Annotated in this window: 21 protein-coding genes and 1 tRNA gene; 9 read left to right on the top strand and 13 right to left on the bottom strand. The window is 73.1% G+C overall.

What is annotated here, in order from left to right; translation table 11 throughout:
• Positions 1-13 precede the first annotated feature (13 nt).
• Together HWY08_RS10750 and HWY08_RS10745 are read right to left on the bottom strand one after the other, a co-directional pair.
• Positions 14-217 (bottom strand): hypothetical protein, encoded by a 204-nt coding sequence (locus HWY08_RS10750; RefSeq protein ID WP_176064865.1) that lies wholly within the window; start codon positions 215-217, stop codon positions 14-16.
• Between the two features lie 116 nt (positions 218-333).
• Complete coding sequence (locus tag HWY08_RS10745) at positions 334-2,103, bottom strand: acyl-CoA mutase large subunit family protein (protein WP_235969568.1); 1,770 nt, start codon at positions 2,101-2,103, stop codon at positions 334-336.
• Positions 2,104-2,230: 127 nt separating this feature from the next.
• Here HWY08_RS10745 and HWY08_RS10740 point away from each other — a divergent pair.
• Positions 2,231-2,307 (top strand) — tRNA-Met (locus HWY08_RS10740).
• 124 nt (positions 2,308-2,431) lie between these two features.
• Here HWY08_RS10740 and HWY08_RS10735 read toward each other — a convergent pair.
• Positions 2,432-2,683 (bottom strand): hypothetical protein, encoded by a 252-nt coding sequence (locus tag HWY08_RS10735; RefSeq protein ID WP_209005145.1) that lies wholly within the window; start codon positions 2,681-2,683, stop codon positions 2,432-2,434.
• 181 nt (positions 2,684-2,864) lie between these two features.
• Positions 2,865-3,452 (bottom strand): TetR/AcrR family transcriptional regulator, encoded by a 588-nt coding sequence (locus HWY08_RS10730; protein ID WP_176064861.1) that lies wholly within the window; start codon positions 3,450-3,452, stop codon positions 2,865-2,867.
• A 49-nt stretch (positions 3,453-3,501) separates the two neighbouring features.
• Here HWY08_RS10730 and HWY08_RS10725 point away from each other — a divergent pair, with 49 nt between their 5' ends.
• The 3 genes from HWY08_RS10725 (at position 3,502) to HWY08_RS10715 (ending at position 4,852) form a co-directional block, all read left to right on the top strand.
• Positions 3,502-4,320: an SDR family NAD(P)-dependent oxidoreductase gene (locus HWY08_RS10725; protein ID WP_235969567.1), complete on the top strand. Its 819-nt coding sequence runs from the start codon at positions 3,502-3,504 to the stop codon at positions 4,318-4,320.
• Between the two features lie 191 nt (positions 4,321-4,511).
• The gene (locus HWY08_RS10720) at positions 4,512-4,697 is read left to right on the top strand and encodes a hypothetical protein (protein ID WP_176064859.1); all 186 of its coding nucleotides are present in this window, start codon (positions 4,512-4,514) and stop codon (positions 4,695-4,697) included.
• Entirely contained in the window at positions 4,697-4,852 is a 156-nt protein-coding gene (locus tag HWY08_RS10715; protein WP_176064857.1) for a hypothetical protein, read from the top strand. Before HWY08_RS10720 ends, HWY08_RS10715 begins: the two co-directional genes overlap by 1 nt.
• A 5-nt stretch (positions 4,853-4,857) precedes the next feature.
• Here HWY08_RS10715 and HWY08_RS10710 read toward each other — a convergent pair whose 3' ends face one another.
• The 5 genes from HWY08_RS10710 to HWY08_RS10690 all read right to left on the bottom strand — a co-directional run bounded on the left by HWY08_RS10710 (position 4,858) and on the right by HWY08_RS10690 (position 8,415).
• A complete protein-coding gene (locus tag HWY08_RS10710; RefSeq protein ID WP_176064856.1) occupies positions 4,858-5,928 on the bottom strand; it encodes a lysylphosphatidylglycerol synthase transmembrane domain-containing protein in 1,071 nt (356 codons plus the stop codon).
• Positions 5,925-6,650, bottom strand: a complete 726-nt coding sequence (locus HWY08_RS10705) for a tyrosine-protein phosphatase (RefSeq protein ID WP_176064854.1) — start codon at positions 6,648-6,650, stop codon at positions 5,925-5,927. The genes HWY08_RS10710 and HWY08_RS10705 overlap by 4 nt, the downstream gene beginning before the upstream one ends.
• Before the next feature lie 73 nt (positions 6,651-6,723).
• Positions 6,724-7,677, bottom strand: coding sequence for an NAD(P)-dependent oxidoreductase (locus HWY08_RS10700; RefSeq protein ID WP_176064852.1), 954 nt, complete (start codon positions 7,675-7,677; stop codon positions 6,724-6,726).
• On the bottom strand, positions 7,674-7,880 hold the full coding sequence (locus tag HWY08_RS10695) for a DNA gyrase inhibitor YacG (protein WP_176064850.1): 207 nt from the start codon (positions 7,878-7,880) through the stop codon (positions 7,674-7,676). The genes HWY08_RS10700 and HWY08_RS10695 overlap by 4 nt, the downstream gene beginning before the upstream one ends.
• A 7-nt stretch (positions 7,881-7,887) precedes the next feature.
• The gene (locus HWY08_RS10690; protein ID WP_176064848.1) at positions 7,888-8,415 is read right to left on the bottom strand and encodes a TlpA family protein disulfide reductase; all 528 of its coding nucleotides are present in this window, start codon (positions 8,413-8,415) and stop codon (positions 7,888-7,890) included.
• Positions 8,416-8,525: 110 nt separating this feature from the next.
• On the opposite strand from HWY08_RS10690, the gene HWY08_RS10685 reads away from it, so the two are divergent.
• From HWY08_RS10685 to HWY08_RS10670, 4 genes are all read left to right on the top strand, one after another.
• A complete protein-coding gene (locus HWY08_RS10685) occupies positions 8,526-9,752 on the top strand; it encodes an efflux RND transporter periplasmic adaptor subunit (RefSeq protein ID WP_176064846.1) in 1,227 nt (408 codons plus the stop codon).
• 70 nt (positions 9,753-9,822) lie between these two features.
• Complete coding sequence (locus tag HWY08_RS10680; RefSeq protein ID WP_308469070.1) at positions 9,823-10,500, top strand: ABC transporter ATP-binding protein; 678 nt, start codon at positions 9,823-9,825, stop codon at positions 10,498-10,500.
• Positions 10,497-11,723 carry an ABC transporter permease gene (locus HWY08_RS10675; protein ID WP_176064844.1) on the top strand — a complete coding sequence of 409 codons (1,227 nt, stop codon included), beginning with the start codon at positions 10,497-10,499 and terminating at the stop codon, positions 11,721-11,723. Before HWY08_RS10680 ends, HWY08_RS10675 begins: the two co-directional genes overlap by 4 nt.
• Positions 11,720-13,018, top strand: coding sequence for a TolC family protein (locus tag HWY08_RS10670; protein WP_176064842.1), 1,299 nt, complete (start codon positions 11,720-11,722; stop codon positions 13,016-13,018). The genes HWY08_RS10675 and HWY08_RS10670 overlap by 4 nt, the downstream gene beginning before the upstream one ends.
• Before the next feature lie 17 nt (positions 13,019-13,035).
• On the opposite strand, the gene HWY08_RS10665 is transcribed toward HWY08_RS10670, so the two are convergent.
• From HWY08_RS10665 to alr, 4 genes are read right to left on the bottom strand one after another with little or no spacing between them, the layout of a single operon-like run.
• Entirely contained in the window at positions 13,036-14,622 is a 1,587-nt protein-coding gene (locus tag HWY08_RS10665; RefSeq protein ID WP_176064840.1) for an MlaD family protein, read from the bottom strand.
• 12 nt (positions 14,623-14,634) lie between these two features.
• Positions 14,635-15,375, bottom strand: a complete 741-nt coding sequence (locus tag HWY08_RS10660; RefSeq protein ID WP_176064839.1) for an ABC transporter ATP-binding protein — start codon at positions 15,373-15,375, stop codon at positions 14,635-14,637.
• 4 nt (positions 15,376-15,379) lie between these two features.
• Positions 15,380-16,138, bottom strand: coding sequence for an MlaE family ABC transporter permease (locus tag HWY08_RS10655; RefSeq protein WP_176064838.1), 759 nt, complete (start codon positions 16,136-16,138; stop codon positions 15,380-15,382).
• A gap of 52 nt (positions 16,139-16,190) precedes the next feature.
• Positions 16,191-17,339: an alanine racemase gene (gene alr / locus HWY08_RS10650; RefSeq protein WP_176064837.1), complete on the bottom strand. Its 1,149-nt coding sequence runs from the start codon at positions 17,337-17,339 to the stop codon at positions 16,191-16,193.
• Positions 17,340-17,446: 107 nt separating this feature from the next.
• Between alr and HWY08_RS10645 the strand changes: the two genes are divergently transcribed.
• A complete protein-coding gene (locus HWY08_RS10645) occupies positions 17,447-17,869 on the top strand; it encodes a hypothetical protein (protein WP_176064836.1) in 423 nt (140 codons plus the stop codon).
• Positions 17,870-17,964: the final 95 nt, after the last annotated feature.

Here is a 17,964-nt window from a genome sequence, read left to right as displayed (position 1 = left end):
CCCGCGCTGGGTCCTAGTTCGTCGCGGTCTTCGCCTGCGCCGCCTTCTCCTTGGCGGAGGCCTTCTTCGCGGCGTCCGACTTCGCGACCGCCTGCTTCTTCTGCGCCGAGGCGCTCGGCTCGTTGGACGCGCTCGTCTGCTTGTCGCCGCACGGCAGCGCCGGCGCCGCGACGGCGAGCAGCGCGAGCGCCGAGAGGGCGCGGAACAGCTGGGTCATGGTGGAGCTCCCTTCCTTCGGTGTGCCCGGGCGGAGCCGGGCTCGGAAGAGATGGCGAGCGCGGCGCCGCGCCGCAACCCGTCGAGGCCACGCGGACGGGCGGGCGGGCGGCTGACTCAGAACCGGCCGTCCTCCCGGTAGACGCCGTACACCTTCCGGAAGACGTCGCAGATCTCGCCCAGGCTGGCGTAGGCCTTCACCGCCGCGATGACCGGCGGGACGACGTTGACGCCCTCCTTGGCGGCGCGCTCCACGCCAGCGAGCGCCTCCTTCACCCGCTCCCCGCTCCGCGACGCCTTCACCGCCCGCAGCCGCTCCACCTGCGCGCGCGCCACCGACTCGTCGATCTTGAGGATGGGGATGGGCTCCTCCTCCTCGGTGCGGAAGGCGTTCACCCCGACGATGGTGCGGTCGCCGGTCTCGATCTCGCGCTGGTACCGGAAGGCGCTCTCCGCGATCTCCCGCTGCGGGTAGCCGTCCTCCACCGCCCGGATCATCCCGCCCATGGCGTCGATGTGGCGGAGGTGCTCCAGGGCGCGCCGCTCCATCTCGTCGGTGAGGTACTCGACGTAGTAGCTGCCGGCGAGCGGATCGACCACGCGGTCGGCGCCGGACTCGAAGGCGATGATCTGCTGGGTCCGCAGCGCGATCGTCACCGCCTCCTCGGTGGGGAGCGCGTAGGTCTCGTCGAGCGAGTTCGTGTGGAGCGACTGCGTCCCGCCCAACACCGCCGCGAACGCCTGCAGGGCGGTGCGGACCACGTTGTTGTAGGGCTGCTGGGCGGTGAGCGAGACGCCGGCGGTCTGCGCGTGGGTGCGCAGCAGCAGCGACTCCTTCTTCTTCGCCCCGAAGCGCTCCTTCAGCGTCCGCGCCCAGATGCGGCGCGCCGCGCGGAACTTCGCCACCTCCTCGAACAGGTCGTTGTGGACGTCCCAGAAGAAGCTGAGGCGCGGGGCGAAGGCGTCCACGTCGAGGCCGCGGTCGACGCACTGCTGGACGTACTCGAGCCCGTCGGCGAGCGTGAAGGCGAGCTCCTGGACCGCGGTCGCCCCCGCCTCGCGGATGTGGTAGCCGCTGATGGAGACCGGGTTCCAGCGCGGCATCTCCTCGGCGCAGAAGGCGATCATGTCGCAGACGATCTTCACCGCCGGCCGCGGCGGGACGATCCACTCCTTCTGCGCGATGTACTCCTTCAGCATGTCGGCCTGCAGCGTGCCGCCGAGCTTGGCGCGCGGGACGCCCTGCTGCTCGCCGACCGCCACGTACATGGCGAGCGCGACCACCGCGCTCGCGTTGATGGTCATGGAGGTGGTGACGTCGCCGAGCGGGATGCCGTCGAAGAGGACCTCGAAGTCGCGCAGCGTCGCGACCGAGACGCCCTCCTTCCCCACCTCGCCGCGGCTCAGCGGGTGGTCCGGGTCGTAGCCCATGAGCGCCGGCATGTCGAAGGCGGTCGAGAGCCCGTGCATGCCCGCCTTGAGGAGGAAGTGGAACCGCCGGTTCGTGTCCTCCGGCGAGCCGAAGCCGGCGAACTGGCGCATGGTCCAGAGCCGCCCGCGGTACATGGTGGGCTGCGGGCCGCGGGTGAAGGGGTAGCGGCCCGGGTAGCCGACGTCGCGCAGGTAGTCCGCCTCGCGGCGGTGGCCGGGGTCGAGCACGTCGGGGATGGGGATCCCGGAGTCGGTCTGGAACGCCGCCCTCCGCCGGGGCAGCTTCGCGAGCACCTCGCCCAGCTCCTCCGCCGTCCAGCGCTCGCGGGCGGCGACCACCCGGGCGATCTCTTCCGGCGTGTAGCTGGGGTGCTCGGCGCGCGTCGGCGCCGCCGGGGTCTCGGCCCGCGGCGCCTCGTGGCCTGACGGCAGGTCCTTCAGTGCATTCGGCGCCACGCGTCACCTCCTGCTCGAAGCGAGCCCGGGTAGTGTAGGCGAACGCGCCGGGGAGCGCAGGCTGCGGTCACTCCCTGCGTTGACAGCCCCGGCGCGGCGACCTATAAACCGCCGCTCCGGCGGTCCCGGTGAGGTAGCTCAGTCGGCTAGAGCGAGGGTCTCATAATCCCTAGGTCGGGAGTTCGATTCTCCCCCTCACCACCAACACTTCCGCTGTAACGCCTCCGAAATCCCTGACGATCTGCCTCGGATGAGCCTCGAGGGGACCGAGGCTTGCTCGGTTTCGACGAGTCTTGCCGTACCGCCCGAGCACCGACGGGTTGCGCGTTCAGTTCGGGCCAAGCTGGCGAGCGATCACGTAGACCTCGACGCCGCCGATCGAGCACTCTTGGCTCGAACCATCGCTCGCCGTGATGACATCGATGGTCGAGCCGGACTTCTCGGTGAAGCGCACCTTGTGAACCTGTCGGTACAGGTCCTTCCCGATCTTCTCGGAAGCGACGCGAGCGACGCGTGTCTTGCTGACATCGAGACGTTCGTTGTCCGTCATCCCCGCGTTCTTCAGGTGAACGAAGGCCATGCTGGCTGGCCAACGCTCCACTCCAGTGCAGTCCGGGTGTGCCGCAAGGACGACGCCAGGGCTGGTCAAGAGTAGCGAAGTGAGGAGTGCTCTCATCGTCCGCCTCTTCTGCGGGATATGACTTCAGGTCACGTCATCGTACACCGACAGGAACTGGCCGGCCGGCTTGTCCGTTTCGGCTTCACCCCGGCGCCGGCCACGCTCGGAGCGCCATCCGCACCACGCGCTCGAGCTCGTCGCGGCCCGCGCCGCCGGCGGCCTGGACCGACATGCCGTGGGTGACCGCGGCGACGAAGCGGGCGAGGTCTTCGGGATCCGCGCCGGCGGGCAGATCCCCCTCGGCCACGGCGCGCTCGAACCGCTCGCGCAGCGCCGCCACGCCCGCCGACCGGCGGGCCGCGAGCTCCCGCCGGATGGACTCGGCCGCGTCCCCGCAGGCCAGCGCCCCCTGCACCAGGAGGCAGCCGCGCGGCGTGCGAGGATCGGTCAGCTGATCGATGGTCCCGCTCCAGAGGCGCTCCACCACGGCGCGGGCCGTCGGCGCGGCGAGCGCTTCGCGCGCGAAGGCCGCCGGGCCCTCGGCGTAGCGGTCGAGCGCCCTGCGGAAGAGCCCTTCCTTGTTGCCGAACGCCGCGTACAGGCTCGGCCGGTTGATCCGCATGACCTTCGTGAGGTCCGCGAGCGAGGTCCCCTCGTAGCCCTTCCGCCAGAACACGCGCAGCGCGCGATCCAGGGCCTCATCCACGTCGAACATGCGCGGGCGTGCCATCCGGCGGTCCTCCTCCGGGGATTATATACCTAAGGGTACAGCAATTCGCTTGCGCCGCGGGGAGCCCGCTCCTTACGTGTACCGGGCGGTACACAACATCACCAAGGAGCACGACATGTCGCAGAAGCTGAAGGGGAAGGTCGCGGTCGTCACCGGAGCGTCCAAGGGGATCGGTGCGGCCATCGCCGGGCACCTCGCGGCCGAGGGCGCCGCCGTCGTCGTCGACTACGCCACCGATCGGGCCGGCGCCGAGCGGGTCGTCGCCGAGATCGTCCGCAACGGGGGCCAGGGCCTCGCGGTGCAGGCGAACGTGGCGAAGCTCGAGGACATCCAGCGGCTCTTCGCGGAGGCGAAGCGCGCGTTCGGCCGCGTCGACGTCCTCGTCAACAACGCCGGCGTCTACGAGTTCGCGGGGCTCGAGGACGTGACGACCGAGCACTTTCACAAGCACTTCGACGTGAACGTCCTCGGCCTCCTCCTCAGCACGCGGGAGGCGGTGAAGCACTTCTCTCCGGAAGGCGGCAGCGTCATCAACATCGGCTCGGTCGCCGGCAGCACGGCCCTGGCCAACACGTCCGTGTACAGCGCGACCAAGGCGGCGGTCGACGCGGTCACGCGGGTGCTCGCGACGGAGCTCGGGCCGCGGAAGATCCGCGTGAACGCGCTCAACCCTGGCATGGTCGAGACGGAGGGCGTCCGCGCCGCGGGCTTCGACCAGGGCGAGTTCCGGAAGAAGGTCGAGGCCGAGACCCCGCTCGGACGGATCGGGCAGCCCAAGGACATGGGCCCGGTCGCGGTCTTCCTGGCGTCGGACGACTCCGGGTGGATCACGGGCGAGACGCTCCAGGTCGCGGGCGGCAATCGGTGAGCGCGCGGCGCCTGGCGTCCGCCGAGTGAAGCCCGGCGCGGCGCTGACCGCCGGCGCCAGCCCCGGCCTCTTCCCGGCCGCCCTCGCCCCGCCCCGGCGGCGAGGGCGGCCGGCCGATTTCTTGACGCGTCAGGGACCCGTGCTACACCGGCTCCGATATCGCACGCGATATCGGGCAGGAGGGTGGCGGGATGGGTGGCACGCAGGTCGCCGAGCAATCGAGGCCGTCGGTCTCGACGCGCACCGCGGAGTTCACGCCGCGGGAGCTGCCCCTCCAGGACCACGCCGAGCTGCCCCGCCCCACGCCGCACGTCCTGAACCCCGCGTCGCGCCGCATCCGCGAGGCGCTCCGGCGGTGGTTCGAGGAGGAGCTGTGATGACGACGCCCGCGATCCCCGACCTCACCGACGAGCTCGAGCTCGACGACCTGGTGAAGGAGCTGGACGAGCTGCTCGACGCCTGGTTCCTGGGCGAGGTGCAGCCGGCGCTCGACGAGGCGGCGCGCGCCGCCGCCGAGCGCGAGGCCGCCTAGCGCACCTAGGGCGCGGCGCGCGACGTCCGGGCGTCCTCCTCCCGCTGGTAGTCGCCCTCCTCCGCCTCGAGCTCGTCCTCGACCTCGCGCGGCGCCTGCAGGATGCGCGCGAGCTGGATGTGGCGCGAGAAGAGGAAGGCCACCCCCAGCGCCACCTGCTGCGCGAGCTGCACGAGCCACAGCACGTTCGCGAAGGCGAAGGCGCGCTCACCCGCTCCGGGGGCGAAGAGCGACAGCCCGCCCGCCACCGCCGCCTGGAACGTCCCCACCATGCCCGGGCCGGCCGGGATCATGATGCCGACCACCAGCACCCCCAGCACGGTGTAGGCGTCGAGCAGGCGCAGGTCGAAGCCGAAGCTCCGCGCGAAGAGCTGGATGCCCCAGCCGTTCACCGCCCAGTAGACGAACGTGAGCAGGAAGAAGAGCGCCACCTTCCGGCGCGACGGCACGAGCCTGAGCCCGTGGATGAAGGCGTCCATCATCCCCGAGACGCGCTCCGCCGCGCGCGGCGACACCGGGTCGATGAGGCGGTGGGTGAGCCGCACCGCGCGCGGGCGGTTCCGGTAGGCGAGGACGAGGAACGCGAGCAGCGCCCCGAAGGCACCGAAGACCACCACCCCCGCCAGGCGGAAGGCGTGCAGGCCGGGGGTGCCCTCGGGCACCGCCAGGAGCGTCAGCACGAGCAGGGCGGCGGTGAAGAGGCCGTCCGCCACCCGCTCCACCACCACCGAGGAGAGCGCCGCCGAGACGCGGATGCGCGGCCGCTCCGCCACCAGGTAGGGCCGCGCGAACTCGCCCAGCCGGAACGGCAGGATCACGAGCGCCATGAAGCCGACCGCCGCGGTCGCGTTGAGCTTCGAGAACGGCACCTTCGCGACCGGCTCGAGCAGGATGCCCCAGCGCACCGTCCGGACGAGGTGGATGAGCAGGAGGATGGCGAGGTACGGCCAGAGCCAGCGGTAGTCGGCGTGCAGCATCTCGGCCCAGATCCGGTCGAGGTGCTTGCCGCGGAGCGTGAGCCCCAGCGCGGCCGCCGAGATGGCCAGCCCGCCCAGCGTCTGCAGGAGTCGCTTCATGTGAGCTCCTCGCCCGCCAGCACCCGCCGCGGGTTCAGTTCGCACAACCGCCGCAGCTCGCGCGCGCCGGCGCGGACCGCGAGCGCCTCGAGCGCCTCGCCCACCCACTCGTCGGCGGCCTCCGGCGCGTGCAGGTCGGTGCCCGCCACGGCGTAGAGGCCCTCGCCCAGGAACCGCTCGGCGAACGCCTGCGCCACGCGGCCGTGGCGCCCGGTCAGGGCGCCCAGGTTGAGCTGCAGCGCCCCGCCGAGCCGGACCACCTCCGCCGCGCGCCCGGGCTGCATGAAGGCGACGCAGCGCTCCGGGTGCGCCAGGATGGGCGCCGTCCCCGTGGCGAGGGCGCGGGCCACGAGCGCCGCCAGGTCCGGGACGTCGGCCTGGAACGGCACCTCGACCAGCGCCCAGCGCGGGTGACCGCCGAGCGGGCGCCCCTCGCCCCGGCCGGCGCGCTCCAGGTATGCCTCGTCGAGCACGTTCTCGCCCCCGCCGTGAAGCGCGATCTCGACCCCCTCCCGGAGCAGCAGCGCGCGCGCCTCGGCCAGCCGCGCCGCCACGAGCCGCTCGTCGCCGCCGCTGTAGCGCGCCTGGACGTGCGGCGTGGCCGCGATCTCGGCGTAGCCGACGGCCGAGAGCGCGCGGGCCGCCTCCAGCGTCTCCTCGGCCGTGCGGCAGCCGTCGTCGAGGTCCCAGAGCAGGTGGCAGTGAAGGTCGACGAGGCCCATGGCGGCGGAGCGGCGGCGCGCACGTATACCACGGAAGCCCGCCCGGGTTCCGCGCCGGGGCGCCGCCCGGCCGTCAGGGGACCGGGTGGAGCGGCGCCTCGCCGCGCCCGACCCGGAGGACGTCGGCGAGCACCATCCGCGTCATGGCGGCGCGCGTCTCGCGGGTGCCGGAGCCGAGGTGCGGCGTGAGCACGGCGTTCTCGCGGGCGAGCAGGGCCTGGGGGACGCGCGGCTCGTCTCGGAAGACGTCGAGGCCGGCGGCGGCGAGGTGCCCGCTCGCCAGCGCCTCCGCCAGCGCGGCCTCGTCGACCACCGCGCCGCGGGCGGTGTTCACGAGGATCGCCCCTCGCTTCATGGCGAAGAGGCGCTCGCGCGAGAGGAGGTTCTCGGTGCCCGGGGTGAGCGGCACGTTCAGGGAGACGAAGTCGCTCCGCGCCAGCAGCGCGTCGAGCTCGACGCGCTCCGCGCCGGGGAACGCCACCTCGCGCGGCGCCGCGTACAGGATCCGCAGGGAGAACCCGGCCGCGCGGCGGGCGACCGCCTGCCCGATGCGCCCGAACCCCACGATCCCGAGCGTCTTGCCGGTGACCTCGGTGCCGAGCATCCAGCCCGGGTCGACCGTGGTCCAGCCGCCGGCGCGGACCACCCGGTCGCCCTCGGCCACGCGGCGCGCGGCGGCCAGCAGGAGGGCGAGCGTCAGGTCGGCGGTCGCGTCGGTCACGACGTCGGGCGTGTTCGTGACCACCACGCCGCGGGCGCGGCAGGCGGCGAGGTCCACGTGGTTCAGGCCGACGCCGTAAGAGGCGACGTGCCGCAGCCGGGGCAGCGCCTCGAGGAGCGCCGCGTCGACGCGGTCGAGGTAGGTGACCACCAGCGCGGCCGCCTCGCGCGCCTCCGCGAGGAGCCGGTCGCGGGCGGGCGGGTGCGGCTCGCCTCCCCGCACCTCGAAGCTCGCGCGCAGCGGCGCCAGCTCGGCCCCGGGCAAGGCGCGCACGAGGTAGAGGAGCGGGCGGGCGGGCGCGGTCACGAGGGCTCGTCCTCCTCGGCGCCGGGCGCGGGCGGCTGGTCCGCGCCGTCGCCGGCGCGCGGGCCGGGGATGCGGTACTCCTCGCCGAGCCACTTCGAGAGGTCGATGAGCCGGCAGCGGTCGGAGCAGAACGGATAGGAGCGGTTCTCCGGCCGCGGAGGGACCGGCTTGCCGCAGATGGCGCAGGTCTTCGTCGCGGTCACGCGCGCCTCAGGCTCGCGGGCACTCGGCGAGCAGCGGGGCGAGGGCGCGGTCGAGCTCCCCCTCCGCGAGCTGGCCCTCGAACACCTTGCGGATGCGCCCGTCCACGTCGATGAGGTACGTGCGCGGGTAGCCGGGGATGTGGAAGGCGTCGCCCACCTTGGCGTCGTCGTCGAACAGCACCGGGTAGTTGATGCCGAGCTTCCGGGCGGTGGCCGTCACCTCGCCGTGCGCGCCCGACTCCTCCGCCACCCCCAGCATCTCGAAGCAGCGGCCCTGCCGCGCGGTGTAGACGCGCGCCAGCTCCGGGATCTCCTCCCGGCACGGGCCGCACCAGGTGGCCCAGAAGTTCAGCGCCACCACCTTGCCGCGCAGCCCCTCCAGCGAGACCTGGGCGCCGTCGGCGGCGGGCAGCGTGAAGCCCGGGGCGGCGACGCCGGAGGGCACCCCGCGCAGGCGGCGGGCGCGGTGCACGACGAGCTCGAACGCGAGGACGACGGCGAGGGCGAGGAGGACGAGCTTCAGCCAGCGGTTCATGTGCGTTGGAGTATATCCGGGCCGGGAGGATTCGCCGGGGGCGCCGCGTGTGAAGAACTGTTACCGGCGGGCCCCTCCCCGGGGCGCGGCGCTAGGATGGCGCCGCTCCCATGCGCGCACTCCACCTCGCCGCCTACGCCCTCCCCCTCGCCCTGGCCGCCTGCGGCAGCCGCCCCCACCCCGCCTACCGCACCGACCGCGTCACCCGCGGGGGCGTCGCCGAGGTGGTCTCGGCCACCGGCGACGTCTCGGCGGTGGTGACCGTCAACGTCGGCTCGCAGGTGTCCGGGACCATCTCGAAGCTGTACGCCGACTTCAACACCCCGGTGAAGAAGGACCAGGTGGTGGCGGAGATCGACCCGCGCCTGTTCCAGGCCGCGCTGGAGCGGGCGGTGGCGGGGCTGGCCGCGGCCGAGGCGGACGTGGCCAAGGCGAAGGCGGCGCTCGCCGACGCGCAGCGGACCGAGCGCCGCAGCCTCGAGCTGCAGAAGCGCAACCTCATCGCGGCGGCGGACGTGGACGCGGCGCTGGCGGCGCGCGAGGGCGCCGAGGCGGCGCTGCAGGGCGCGGCGGCGCGGGTGCTCCAGGCACGCGCCGACCGCGACACGGCGCTCACCAACGTCCAGCTCTGCCGCATCCGCAGCCCGATCGACGGCATCGTCATCTCGCGCAGCGTCGACGTGGGCCAGACGGTGGCCGCGAGCCTGCAGGCTCCCACCCTCTTCCTCATCGCGAACGACCTGACGCGGATGCAGATCCTGGCCAACGTCGACGAGGCGGACGTGGGGAAGGTGAAGGAGGGGCTCGCCGCCCGGTTCACCGTGGACGCGTTCCCGGGCGAGCAGTTCGAGGGGAAGATCCGCGAGGTGCGCCAGGCCCCCAGCACCATCCAGAACGTCGTCACCTACGCCGCGGTCATCGACGCGCCGAACCCGGAGCGGAAGCTGCGCCAGGGGATGACCGCCTCGGTGACCATCGTGACGAAGCAGGTGCCGGAGGCGCTGCGCGTCCCGAACGCCGCGCTGCGCTTCCGTCCAGCCGGCGACCCCGGCTCCGCCCGGCCCGGCGGCGAGGGCCGGCCGGGCGCCGGCGCCGGGGCGGGCCGCGTGGAGCGCACCGCGAGCGCCGACGGCGCCCCGCGGAAGGGGGTGCGGCGCGGCCGGGTCTACCAGCTGCGCGGCGGCCAGCTCGCCCCGGCCGAGGTCGAGCTCGGCATCTCCGACGGCCGCCAGACCGAGCTCCTCTCCGGCCTCGAGGAAGGAGACGAGGTGGTGACGGGCGACGGGAGCGGCGCCGGTGGGCCGCCGCAGGGGGGGCCGCGCCGTGGCCTCTTCTAGCCCGGAGCGGCTCCGCGCCCCGGCGGCGGCCCCGGTGGTGCGCGCCCGCGAGATCGAGAAGACCTACCGCATGGGCGACGTGAGCGTGCAGGCGCTGAAGGGCGTCTCGCTCGACCTGTTCCCGGGCGAGTTCGTGGCCATCATGGGGGCCTCCGGCTCGGGCAAGAGCACCTTCATGAACGTGGTCGGCTGCCTCGACCGGCCCACCGCCGGCAGCTACCAGCTCGACGGCGAGGAGGTGAGCCGCCTCTCGCGCGACGCGCTGGCGCGGGCGCGGGGCCGCGCGCTCGGCTTCGTGTTCCAGGGCTTCAACCTCCTCCCGCGCACGAGCGCGCTCGAGAACGTCGAGCTGCCCATGGTCTACCAGGGCACCTCCGCCGCCGAGCGCCGCCGCCGCGCCGTCGAGGCGCTCGAGCGGGTGGGGCTGGCTGGCCGGCTCGACCACGCGCCGGCCCAGCTCTCCGGCGGCCAGCAGCAGCGCGTCGCCATCGCCCGGGCGCTCGTCAACCGGCCCCGGCTGCTCCTCGCCGACGAGCCGACCGGGAACCTCGACTCGGCCACCAGCCTCGAGGTGATGCGGCTCTTCCAGGAGTTGAACGACGAGGGGCTCACCGTGCTCCTCGTCACCCACGAGCCCGACATCGCCCAGCACGCCCGCCGGACCGTCGTCTTCCGCGACGGGCGCGTCCTCTCGGACGAGCCGGTGGCCAGCCGGCGGCTGGCGGCGCGGGAGGGGACCGGGCCGTGATCCTCCTCCCCGCCCTGCGCACCGCGCTCCGCGCGCTGCGCAAGAACAAGCTCCGCTCCGCGCTGGCCATGCTCGGCATCGTCATCGCGGTGGCGGCGGTGGTCTCGACCGTCTCGCTGGGCCAGGGCGCGCGCGCCAAGGTGGCCCAGCAGATGGCCTCCCTCGGGTCGAACCTGCTCATGGTGGTCCCGGGCTCGATGAACACCCACGGCGCGGCCACCGGCGCCGGCGCCACCCAGAACCTCACCCTCGACGACGCCCGCGCCATCGAGCGCGAGCTGCCGCAGGCGGTGGCGGCGGTGGCCCCGGTGAACCGCAGCGGCGCGCAGGTCGTCTACGGCGACGCGAACTGGTTCACCCAGATCATGGGCTCCACCTCCGCCTACCTCACGGTGCGCCAGTGGCCGCTCGCGCAGGGCGAGCCGTTCGGGCGGGAGGAGGAGGCGGCCGGCGCGAAGGTGTGCCTCCTCGGCCAGACCGTGAAGGAGAAGCTATTCGGCGAGGCGAACGCGGTGGGCGAGCAGATCCGGGTGAAGCACGTGCCCTGCAAGGTGGTCGGGGTCCTGGCGGCGAAGGGCCAGGGCAGCTGGGGCCAGGATCAGGACGACGTGGTGGTCATGCCCTGGAGCACGCTGGTGCGGCGCATCCAGGGGACGCAGTCGGACGCGGTCGGGATGCTCATGGTCGAGGCCCGCGGCCCGCAGCTCGTCGCCGACGCGCAGCGCGAGGTCACCTCGCTCCTCAAGCAGCGCCACCGCCTGGCGGAAGCGGCCGAGCCCGACTTCCAGATCCGGAACCTCACCGAGATCCAGAACTCCGCCAACCAGCAGACCGCCACCCTCTCCCTGCTGCTCGGCTCCATCGCGCTCATCTCGCTGCTCGTCGGCGCCATCGGCATCGCGAACGTCATGCTGGTGTCGGTCACCGAGCGGACGCGCGAGATCGGGATCCGCATGGCGGTCGGGGCGCGCGGGCGCGACGTGCTCTTCCAGTTCCTCATCGAGGCGGTGGTGCTGGCGGCCATCGGCGGCCTGGTCGGCCTCGCCCTCGGCGCCGGCGTCTCCTGGCTCATGGCGGTGAAGGCCGAGTGGCCGACGCTCCTCTCCCCGGCGGTCATGGCGGGGACCGTGCTCCTCGCCGGCCTGGCGGGCGTGGTGGCGGGCTTCTACCCCGCCCTGCGCGCCTCCCGGCTCGATCCCATCGACGCGCTCAGGTACGAATGACGCTCGCCCTCCTCCTCTCCGCCGCGCTCGGCGCGGCCGCCGCCGCTCCCCTCCCCGCCTCGGCCCCGGGGACGCTCACGCTCGAGGAGGCGCTCGCCCGCGCCCGGAGCCACCCGCGCAGCGCGCAGGCGCTGGCGGTCGCGGCGCAGGCCGAGGCGCGAGCGAGAGAGGTCTTCGGGAGCTTCCTGCCGGACGTGAACGCGACCGCCAGCTACTCGCGGGCGACGAGCAACTTCGCCCCCTCCCCCGGCACGCAGTCCGGCGGCGGGTTCCGGGTGGCCCTGCCCGAGACCGACGCCACGAGCCCGTACTACGCCGCCGCGCTCAGCGTGCAGGCGCCGCTGTGGGACTTCGGGCGCACCCTCGGCCAGGTGCGCTCGGCGCGGGCGTCCGAGGCGGCGGCGCGCTCCGATCTCGCGGCGGCGCGGCAGGACGTCGAGCTGCAGGTGCGCACGAGCTGGTTCGCCGCCCTGGCGGCGCAGGCGCTGGTGCAGGTGGCGGACGACACCATCGGCCAGATGCAGAAGCACCTCGACTTCGCGCAGGCCTCGCTGGAGGTGGGCCGGCGCACCCGCTTCGACGTGACGCGGGCGCAGGTGGACCTGACGAACGCCCGCATCACCAAGCTCCAGGCCGACAACGGGGTGGCGTCCGCGCGCGCCGCGCTGGAGGCGGCGGTGGGCGAGCCGCTCGGGCCGGTCCGCCTGGTCGCCCCGGAGGACCCCGGCGGTCCCGATCCGCGCCCGGCCGACGAGGTGGAGCGCGCGCTCCGCCAGCGCCCGGAGCTGCGCGCGCTCGACCTGCGCGTCGGCGCCGCCGAGCAGTCGCTGGCCGCGGCGCGCTCCGCCTGGTTCCCGGTCCTCTCCGCCTCCGGTCAGTACGGGTGGCGCGGGGCCGACTTCCCGCTCGTCCACAACTGGCAGGTGGGCGCGGCGCTCTCCTGGAACCTCTTCAACGGGTTCTCGGACGCCGCCGCCGTGGACGAGCAGCGGGGGGCGGTCGAGCAGGCGCGTGCCGCGCGCGAGCTGGAGGCCCTCCAGGTCCGCTCCGAGGTCGAGCAGGCGGCGCTGGCGGTGGGCGAGGCGCGCGCGCGCCGCGACGCGGCCGGGGTGCTCGTCACGCAGGCCCAGGAGAACCTGGAGCTGGCCGAGGGGCGTTACCAGGCGGGCGTCGGCAGCATCGTCGACCTCGCCGACGCCGAGGCCGCGCTCACCTCGGCGCGCTCGCAGCAGGTGCGCGCCGGCTACGACCTCGCCACCGCCCGCGCGAAGCTCGTGCGGGCGGTCGGCGAGTAGCCGCGCCGGGGCGCGCGCTACTTCGCGCTCGTGCCCGCGCTCGAGAGGCTGCTGCCCGCCACGCCGAAGAGCGTCTTCAGGTCGTCGTCGGTGAACATGATGCCGCCCCCGAAGAAGACGTCCTGGCCGATGGCGAACTTCGGGCCGCCGGGGTAGCGCCCGGCGCGCCAGGCGTTGAGGAAGTCGTCCGAGCCGACCGTGGCGTAGAGGTACTTGAAGAAGGTGTAGTCGGCCCAGAGCTTGGCGCGCGGGAAGGTGGGGCGATCGGGGCGGGCGAACTGGTAGACCTCGACCGAGAGCTTGAGCCGGTCGTCGAGCAGGTAGAGGTCGGCGCCGGCGCCGCCCGAGCTCTCGATGAGCCCGATGCGGAAGGCGGCCGGCCCGAAGCGCTTCACGAACTCGAGCGTGAAGCTCACCGTCTGCTGGTTGAGGGTGCGGGTGGTCTGGGTGCTGGCCGTGCCGGCCGGCGTCTGGCTGACCACCGTCTCCACGGTCTGCGTGTTGACGCCGCGGGGGTCGCTCACCACCTGGAACAGGTAGTACTTGTCCGGCCGCGGGACGAGCGCGAAGCCGGCGTAGGTCTTGGCGCCGCTCTGGGTGAGCAGCCACTCCGAGCGCAGGTCGACCTTGATCTGCAGCTTGGCGAGCTTGTCGACGTAGTCCGAGACCTGCTCGATGGTCCCGCCCAGCTTCTCCCCCAGCCGCTCGTCGTTGAGGAGCTTGCCGGCGACGCCCTTCCCCTCGCCGATGTTGGTGGCGACCTTCTCCACCTGCTTGAGCGAGTTGTTGAGGTGCTGGAGCGACTCGCGCGCGTCGGCCACCGTCTTGCGCAGGTCCCCCGACTCGTCGCCGCTGCCGACCATCTGCTGGACGCTGGCCAGGATCCCGTCGAGCCGCTTCGAGGCCTGGTCGATGTTCTTCGCGATGTCGCGGTAGCGCTGCTGGTCCGCCTGCGCCACGTCGGCCAGCGTGCCGGTGAAGCTCTCGGCGTTGTCGAGGATGGCCGCGATCTTGTCGTGCCCCTGCGCCAGGCTGTCGTCGAGGCTGGCGCTCGCCTTCTCCAGGTTGGCGATGATGTTGCGGATCGAGCCCTGCGAGCCCGCCACCATCTGGTTCAGCTCGCGCGTGACCGACTGGACGTCGGTCGCGATCTTCGCCATCGAGTCGAGGAGCTTCGCGACGCTCGTCGACTCGAGCGCGCAGCGGATCTCGCGCTGGTCCTCGGGGAGCTCCCGGAGCGACGGGGTGCGCGGCGTGCCCGGCACGAGGTCGAGCAGCGCGTCGGGGAGCAGCGTGGAGGGGAACCGCTTCGTGAGGCACGCGTCCGCGTGGACGTCGATGTCCTTGCGGATGCGGATGTCGAGCCGCGCCCGGCTCTGGTCGAGCGTGATCCGCTCCACCTCGCCCACCTGGATGCCGGCGATCTGGACGCGGCTCTTCCAGGTGAGGCCGGTGGCGTCCTCGTAGAAGGCGAAGACGCGGTAGGTGTCCTTGTCCGAGTAGCCGCCCTTCCGGAAGAAGGTGAACGCGACCAGGAAGGCGACCCCGCACACGGCGACGAGGAGCCCTACGGCGAAGGCCTTGTTGAGGAGCGGGCGGGTCATTCGGTTGGGGGCCTACTGCTTCTCGAACCACATGGAGAGGTAGTGCTGCACGTAGGGGTGATCGCTCCGGCGCACCTCCTCCGGGGTGCCCTGCGCGGCGAGGTGGCCATCGTAGAGCACCGCCATCCTGTCGGCCACCTTGAAGGCGCTCGCGATGTCGTGGGAGATGACCATGCTCGTCACCCCGAGCCGCTGCTTGGCCGAGAGGATCATGTCGTCGACGTAGGCGGTGGTGATGGGATCGAGGCCGGTGGTGGGCTCGTCGTAGAGCACGACCTTGGGCTCGTGGACCACCGCCCGGGCCAGCGCCACGCGCTTGCGCATGCCGCCCGACAGCTCCGCCGGGAACTTCGTGAGCACGTCCTCGTCGAGGTCGACGACCTTGAGCTTCTCGATCACCCGCTCGCGCAGCTCGCTCGGCTTGATCCCCCGCTGGCGCTCGTGCAGCGGGAAGGCGACGTTGTCGTACACGGTCATCGAGTCGAACAGCGCCGCTCCCTGGAAGACCATCCCGAACATGCGGCGCGCCTCGGTGAGCTCACGGCCCTCGAGCTTCGGGATCTCGATCCCGTCGACGAGCACCGTCCCGGAGTCGGGCTTGAGCAGCCCGATGACGTGCTTCATGAGCACCGTCTTGCCGGAGCCGGACCCGCCCAGCACCACGAAGGTGGTCCCGCGCTCGACGTCGATGGTGATCCCGTCGAGCACCTTGTGATCGCCGAACGACTTGTGGAGGTCTCGGATCGCGATCACCGGGTCACTTCCCCACCGACCCGAGCGTCAGGACGTAGTCGAAGACCAGGGTGGCGATGGAGCTCATCACCACCGCGCGGGTGGTGCCCTCGCCGACGCCGCGCGAGCCGGCGGCGGGCTCGGCGGCGTAGCCGCGGTAGGTGGTGATGACCGCCACCACCCCGCCGAAGATGAACGCCTTGAACAGGCCGTGGGTGATGTCCTGCGTCTCGACCATGGTGCGGGTGTGCTCGATGAAGGGGCCGGGCGGGATGTTCGAGACGAACACGCCCATGAGGTAGCCGCCCAGGTAGCCGAGCGAGTTGAAGAGCATGGTGAGCGCCGGGAACATGAAGAGCGCGGCGAGGAGGCGCGGCACCGCCAGGTACTGCACCGGGTTCACCGCCATCGTCTCCATGGCGTCGATCTGCTCGGTGACGCGCATCGTGCCGAGCTCGGTGGTGATGGCGCTGCCGGAGCGGCCGATCACCATGAGCGCGGTGAGCACCGGCGCCAGCTCGCGCGAGAGCGCCAGCCCCACCGAGCCGCCGACGTACCCCTCGGCCCCGAACTGGCCCATGGCGTAGGTGACCTGCAGCGCGAACACCATGCCGGTGAAGAACCCGGTGGTGCCGACGATGAAGACGGAGCCGACGCCGATGGCCGCCATCTGCGCCAGGATGAGCTCCGGGCGGAACGGCGGCCGGAAGACCCAGGCCAGGGTCTCGCCGCCGAACAGGATCATCCGGCCGAAGTCCTCGACCCAGGCGCGTAGCCGATTCACGGGCGCATTCTAGGGGGAGTCGGGGGGTGGAGGCGCCTTTTCGGCACCCGGCTCACACGTACCTGCGGGGGACGCGGCGCCCCACGCCGCACAGGATCTCGTACGAGATGGTGCCCGCCTTGGCGGCCAGCTCGTCCGCGTCGACCCGCGCGCCGCCCTGCTCGCCGAGGAGCACCACCTCGTCGCCGACGCCGGCGCCCGGCACGTCGGTGACGTCGATCATGCACATGTCCATGCAGATGGTGCCGGCGATGGGCGCGCGCCGTCCGCGGACCAGGACCTCGGCGCGGCCGAAGCCGGGGCGACCCGAGAGCCGGCGGTCGTAGCCGTCGGCGTAGCCGAGGGGCAAGGTCGCGATGCGCGACGGGCGCTCCGCCACCCAGCGGCCGCCGTAGGAGATGGCGGTCCCGGCCTCGACCTGCTTCACGTGGGTGATGGCGGTGCGCCAGGTGAGCGCCGGCCTGAGCCGCGCCGCCGCGGCGCGCGCCACCTCCGAGATGCGCGCGGCCGGGTCGAACGGCAGGTAGCCGTAGAGCATGATGCCGGGCCGGGTGAGGTCCTGGCGCGCGCCCGGGAAGTCGAGCGTACCCGCCGAGTTGGCGAGGTGGTGGTAGCGCGGCGGCAGCCCGGCGCGCGCCAAAGCCTGCGACACCTCGCCGAAGAGCGCGACCTGCCGCTCGGTGGTGGCGCGCGGCTCCAGATCGGCGCTCGCGAAGTGCGTGCACACCCCCTCCAGCTCGACCTCTGGGGCGGCGCGGAGCGCCTCCACCACCGCCGGCAGGCCGGCCGGGGTGACGCCGATGCGCCCCATGCCCGTGTCCACCTTGAGGTGCGCCCTGGCGCGCGTGCCCGCGGCGCGCGCCGCGGCGGCGAGCGCCTGCACGTGGGCGGGGGTGAAGACGAGCGGCGTGAGCTGGTGCTTCACGAGCAGGTCGTAGCGCTCGCCGTAGGCCGCGCCGAGCACCAGCACCGGCCCGTCGATCCCGGCCTCGCGCAGCTCGATCCCCTCCTCCACCAGCGCCACCGCGAGCATGGGCGCGCCCGCCTGGCGGAGCGCCCGGGCCACCGGCACCGCCCCGTGCCCGTAGGCGTCGGCCTTGACGACGCCGACGGCGGGGCGGCCGCCGATCTCCACGGCGAGCCGGTAGTTGGCGGCGACGGCGGCGAGGTCGACCACCGCCTCGGTAGGTCGGATGGACATGGCGCGCAAGGTGGCAGGGATGGGACGCGCTTTCAAGCGGGGGAGCCGCCGCTCGGTGGAGGCGGGCTGGCGCGCGCCCGGGCGACCGGGGTAATACTGCGCCGCCCATGCTCAAGGTCGGCGGAGAGGTCGATAGCTTCTGTACCAAGTGCGGGATGTCGCTCGCCCACACCATCATCGCCATGGTCGAAGGCCGGCCGGTGAAGGTGGAGTGCAACACTTGCCACGGCGTCCACCGCTTCCGCGGTGACGCGCCGCCCGCGGCGTCGAACGGGACGGCGGCCCGCCGCCCCGGCGCCGCCCCGCGCCCGGTGAAGGAGCGCGCCGCCATCATCTCGTTCGACGAGGTGCTGCGCGGAAAGAACCTCGCCATGGCGCAGCGCTACTCGCCGCGCGCGAGCTACCAGCTCGACCAGGTGATCGAGCATCCCACCTTCGGCCTCGGCTGGGTCTCCGCGGTCCGCGACGCGGGCAAGGTGGAGGTCACCTTCCGGGCCGAGGTGAAGGTGCTCGTGCAGGGCCGGGCGTAGCCGCGTCGCGGGCCCGTCGAACCTAGGGCGGGGGACGAGCCCCCGCCCTACGGATCGCACCCCGCGGCGCCGTCGCACCGCAGCGTCGTCGCACC

The organism is Anaeromyxobacter diazotrophicus (assembly GCF_013340205.1).
Lineage (GTDB): Bacteria > Myxococcota > Myxococcia > Myxococcales > Anaeromyxobacteraceae > Anaeromyxobacter_A > Anaeromyxobacter_A diazotrophicus.
Note: the sequence above shows the minus strand (reverse complement) of the source record. Positions and strands in the feature narration are given on the sequence as shown.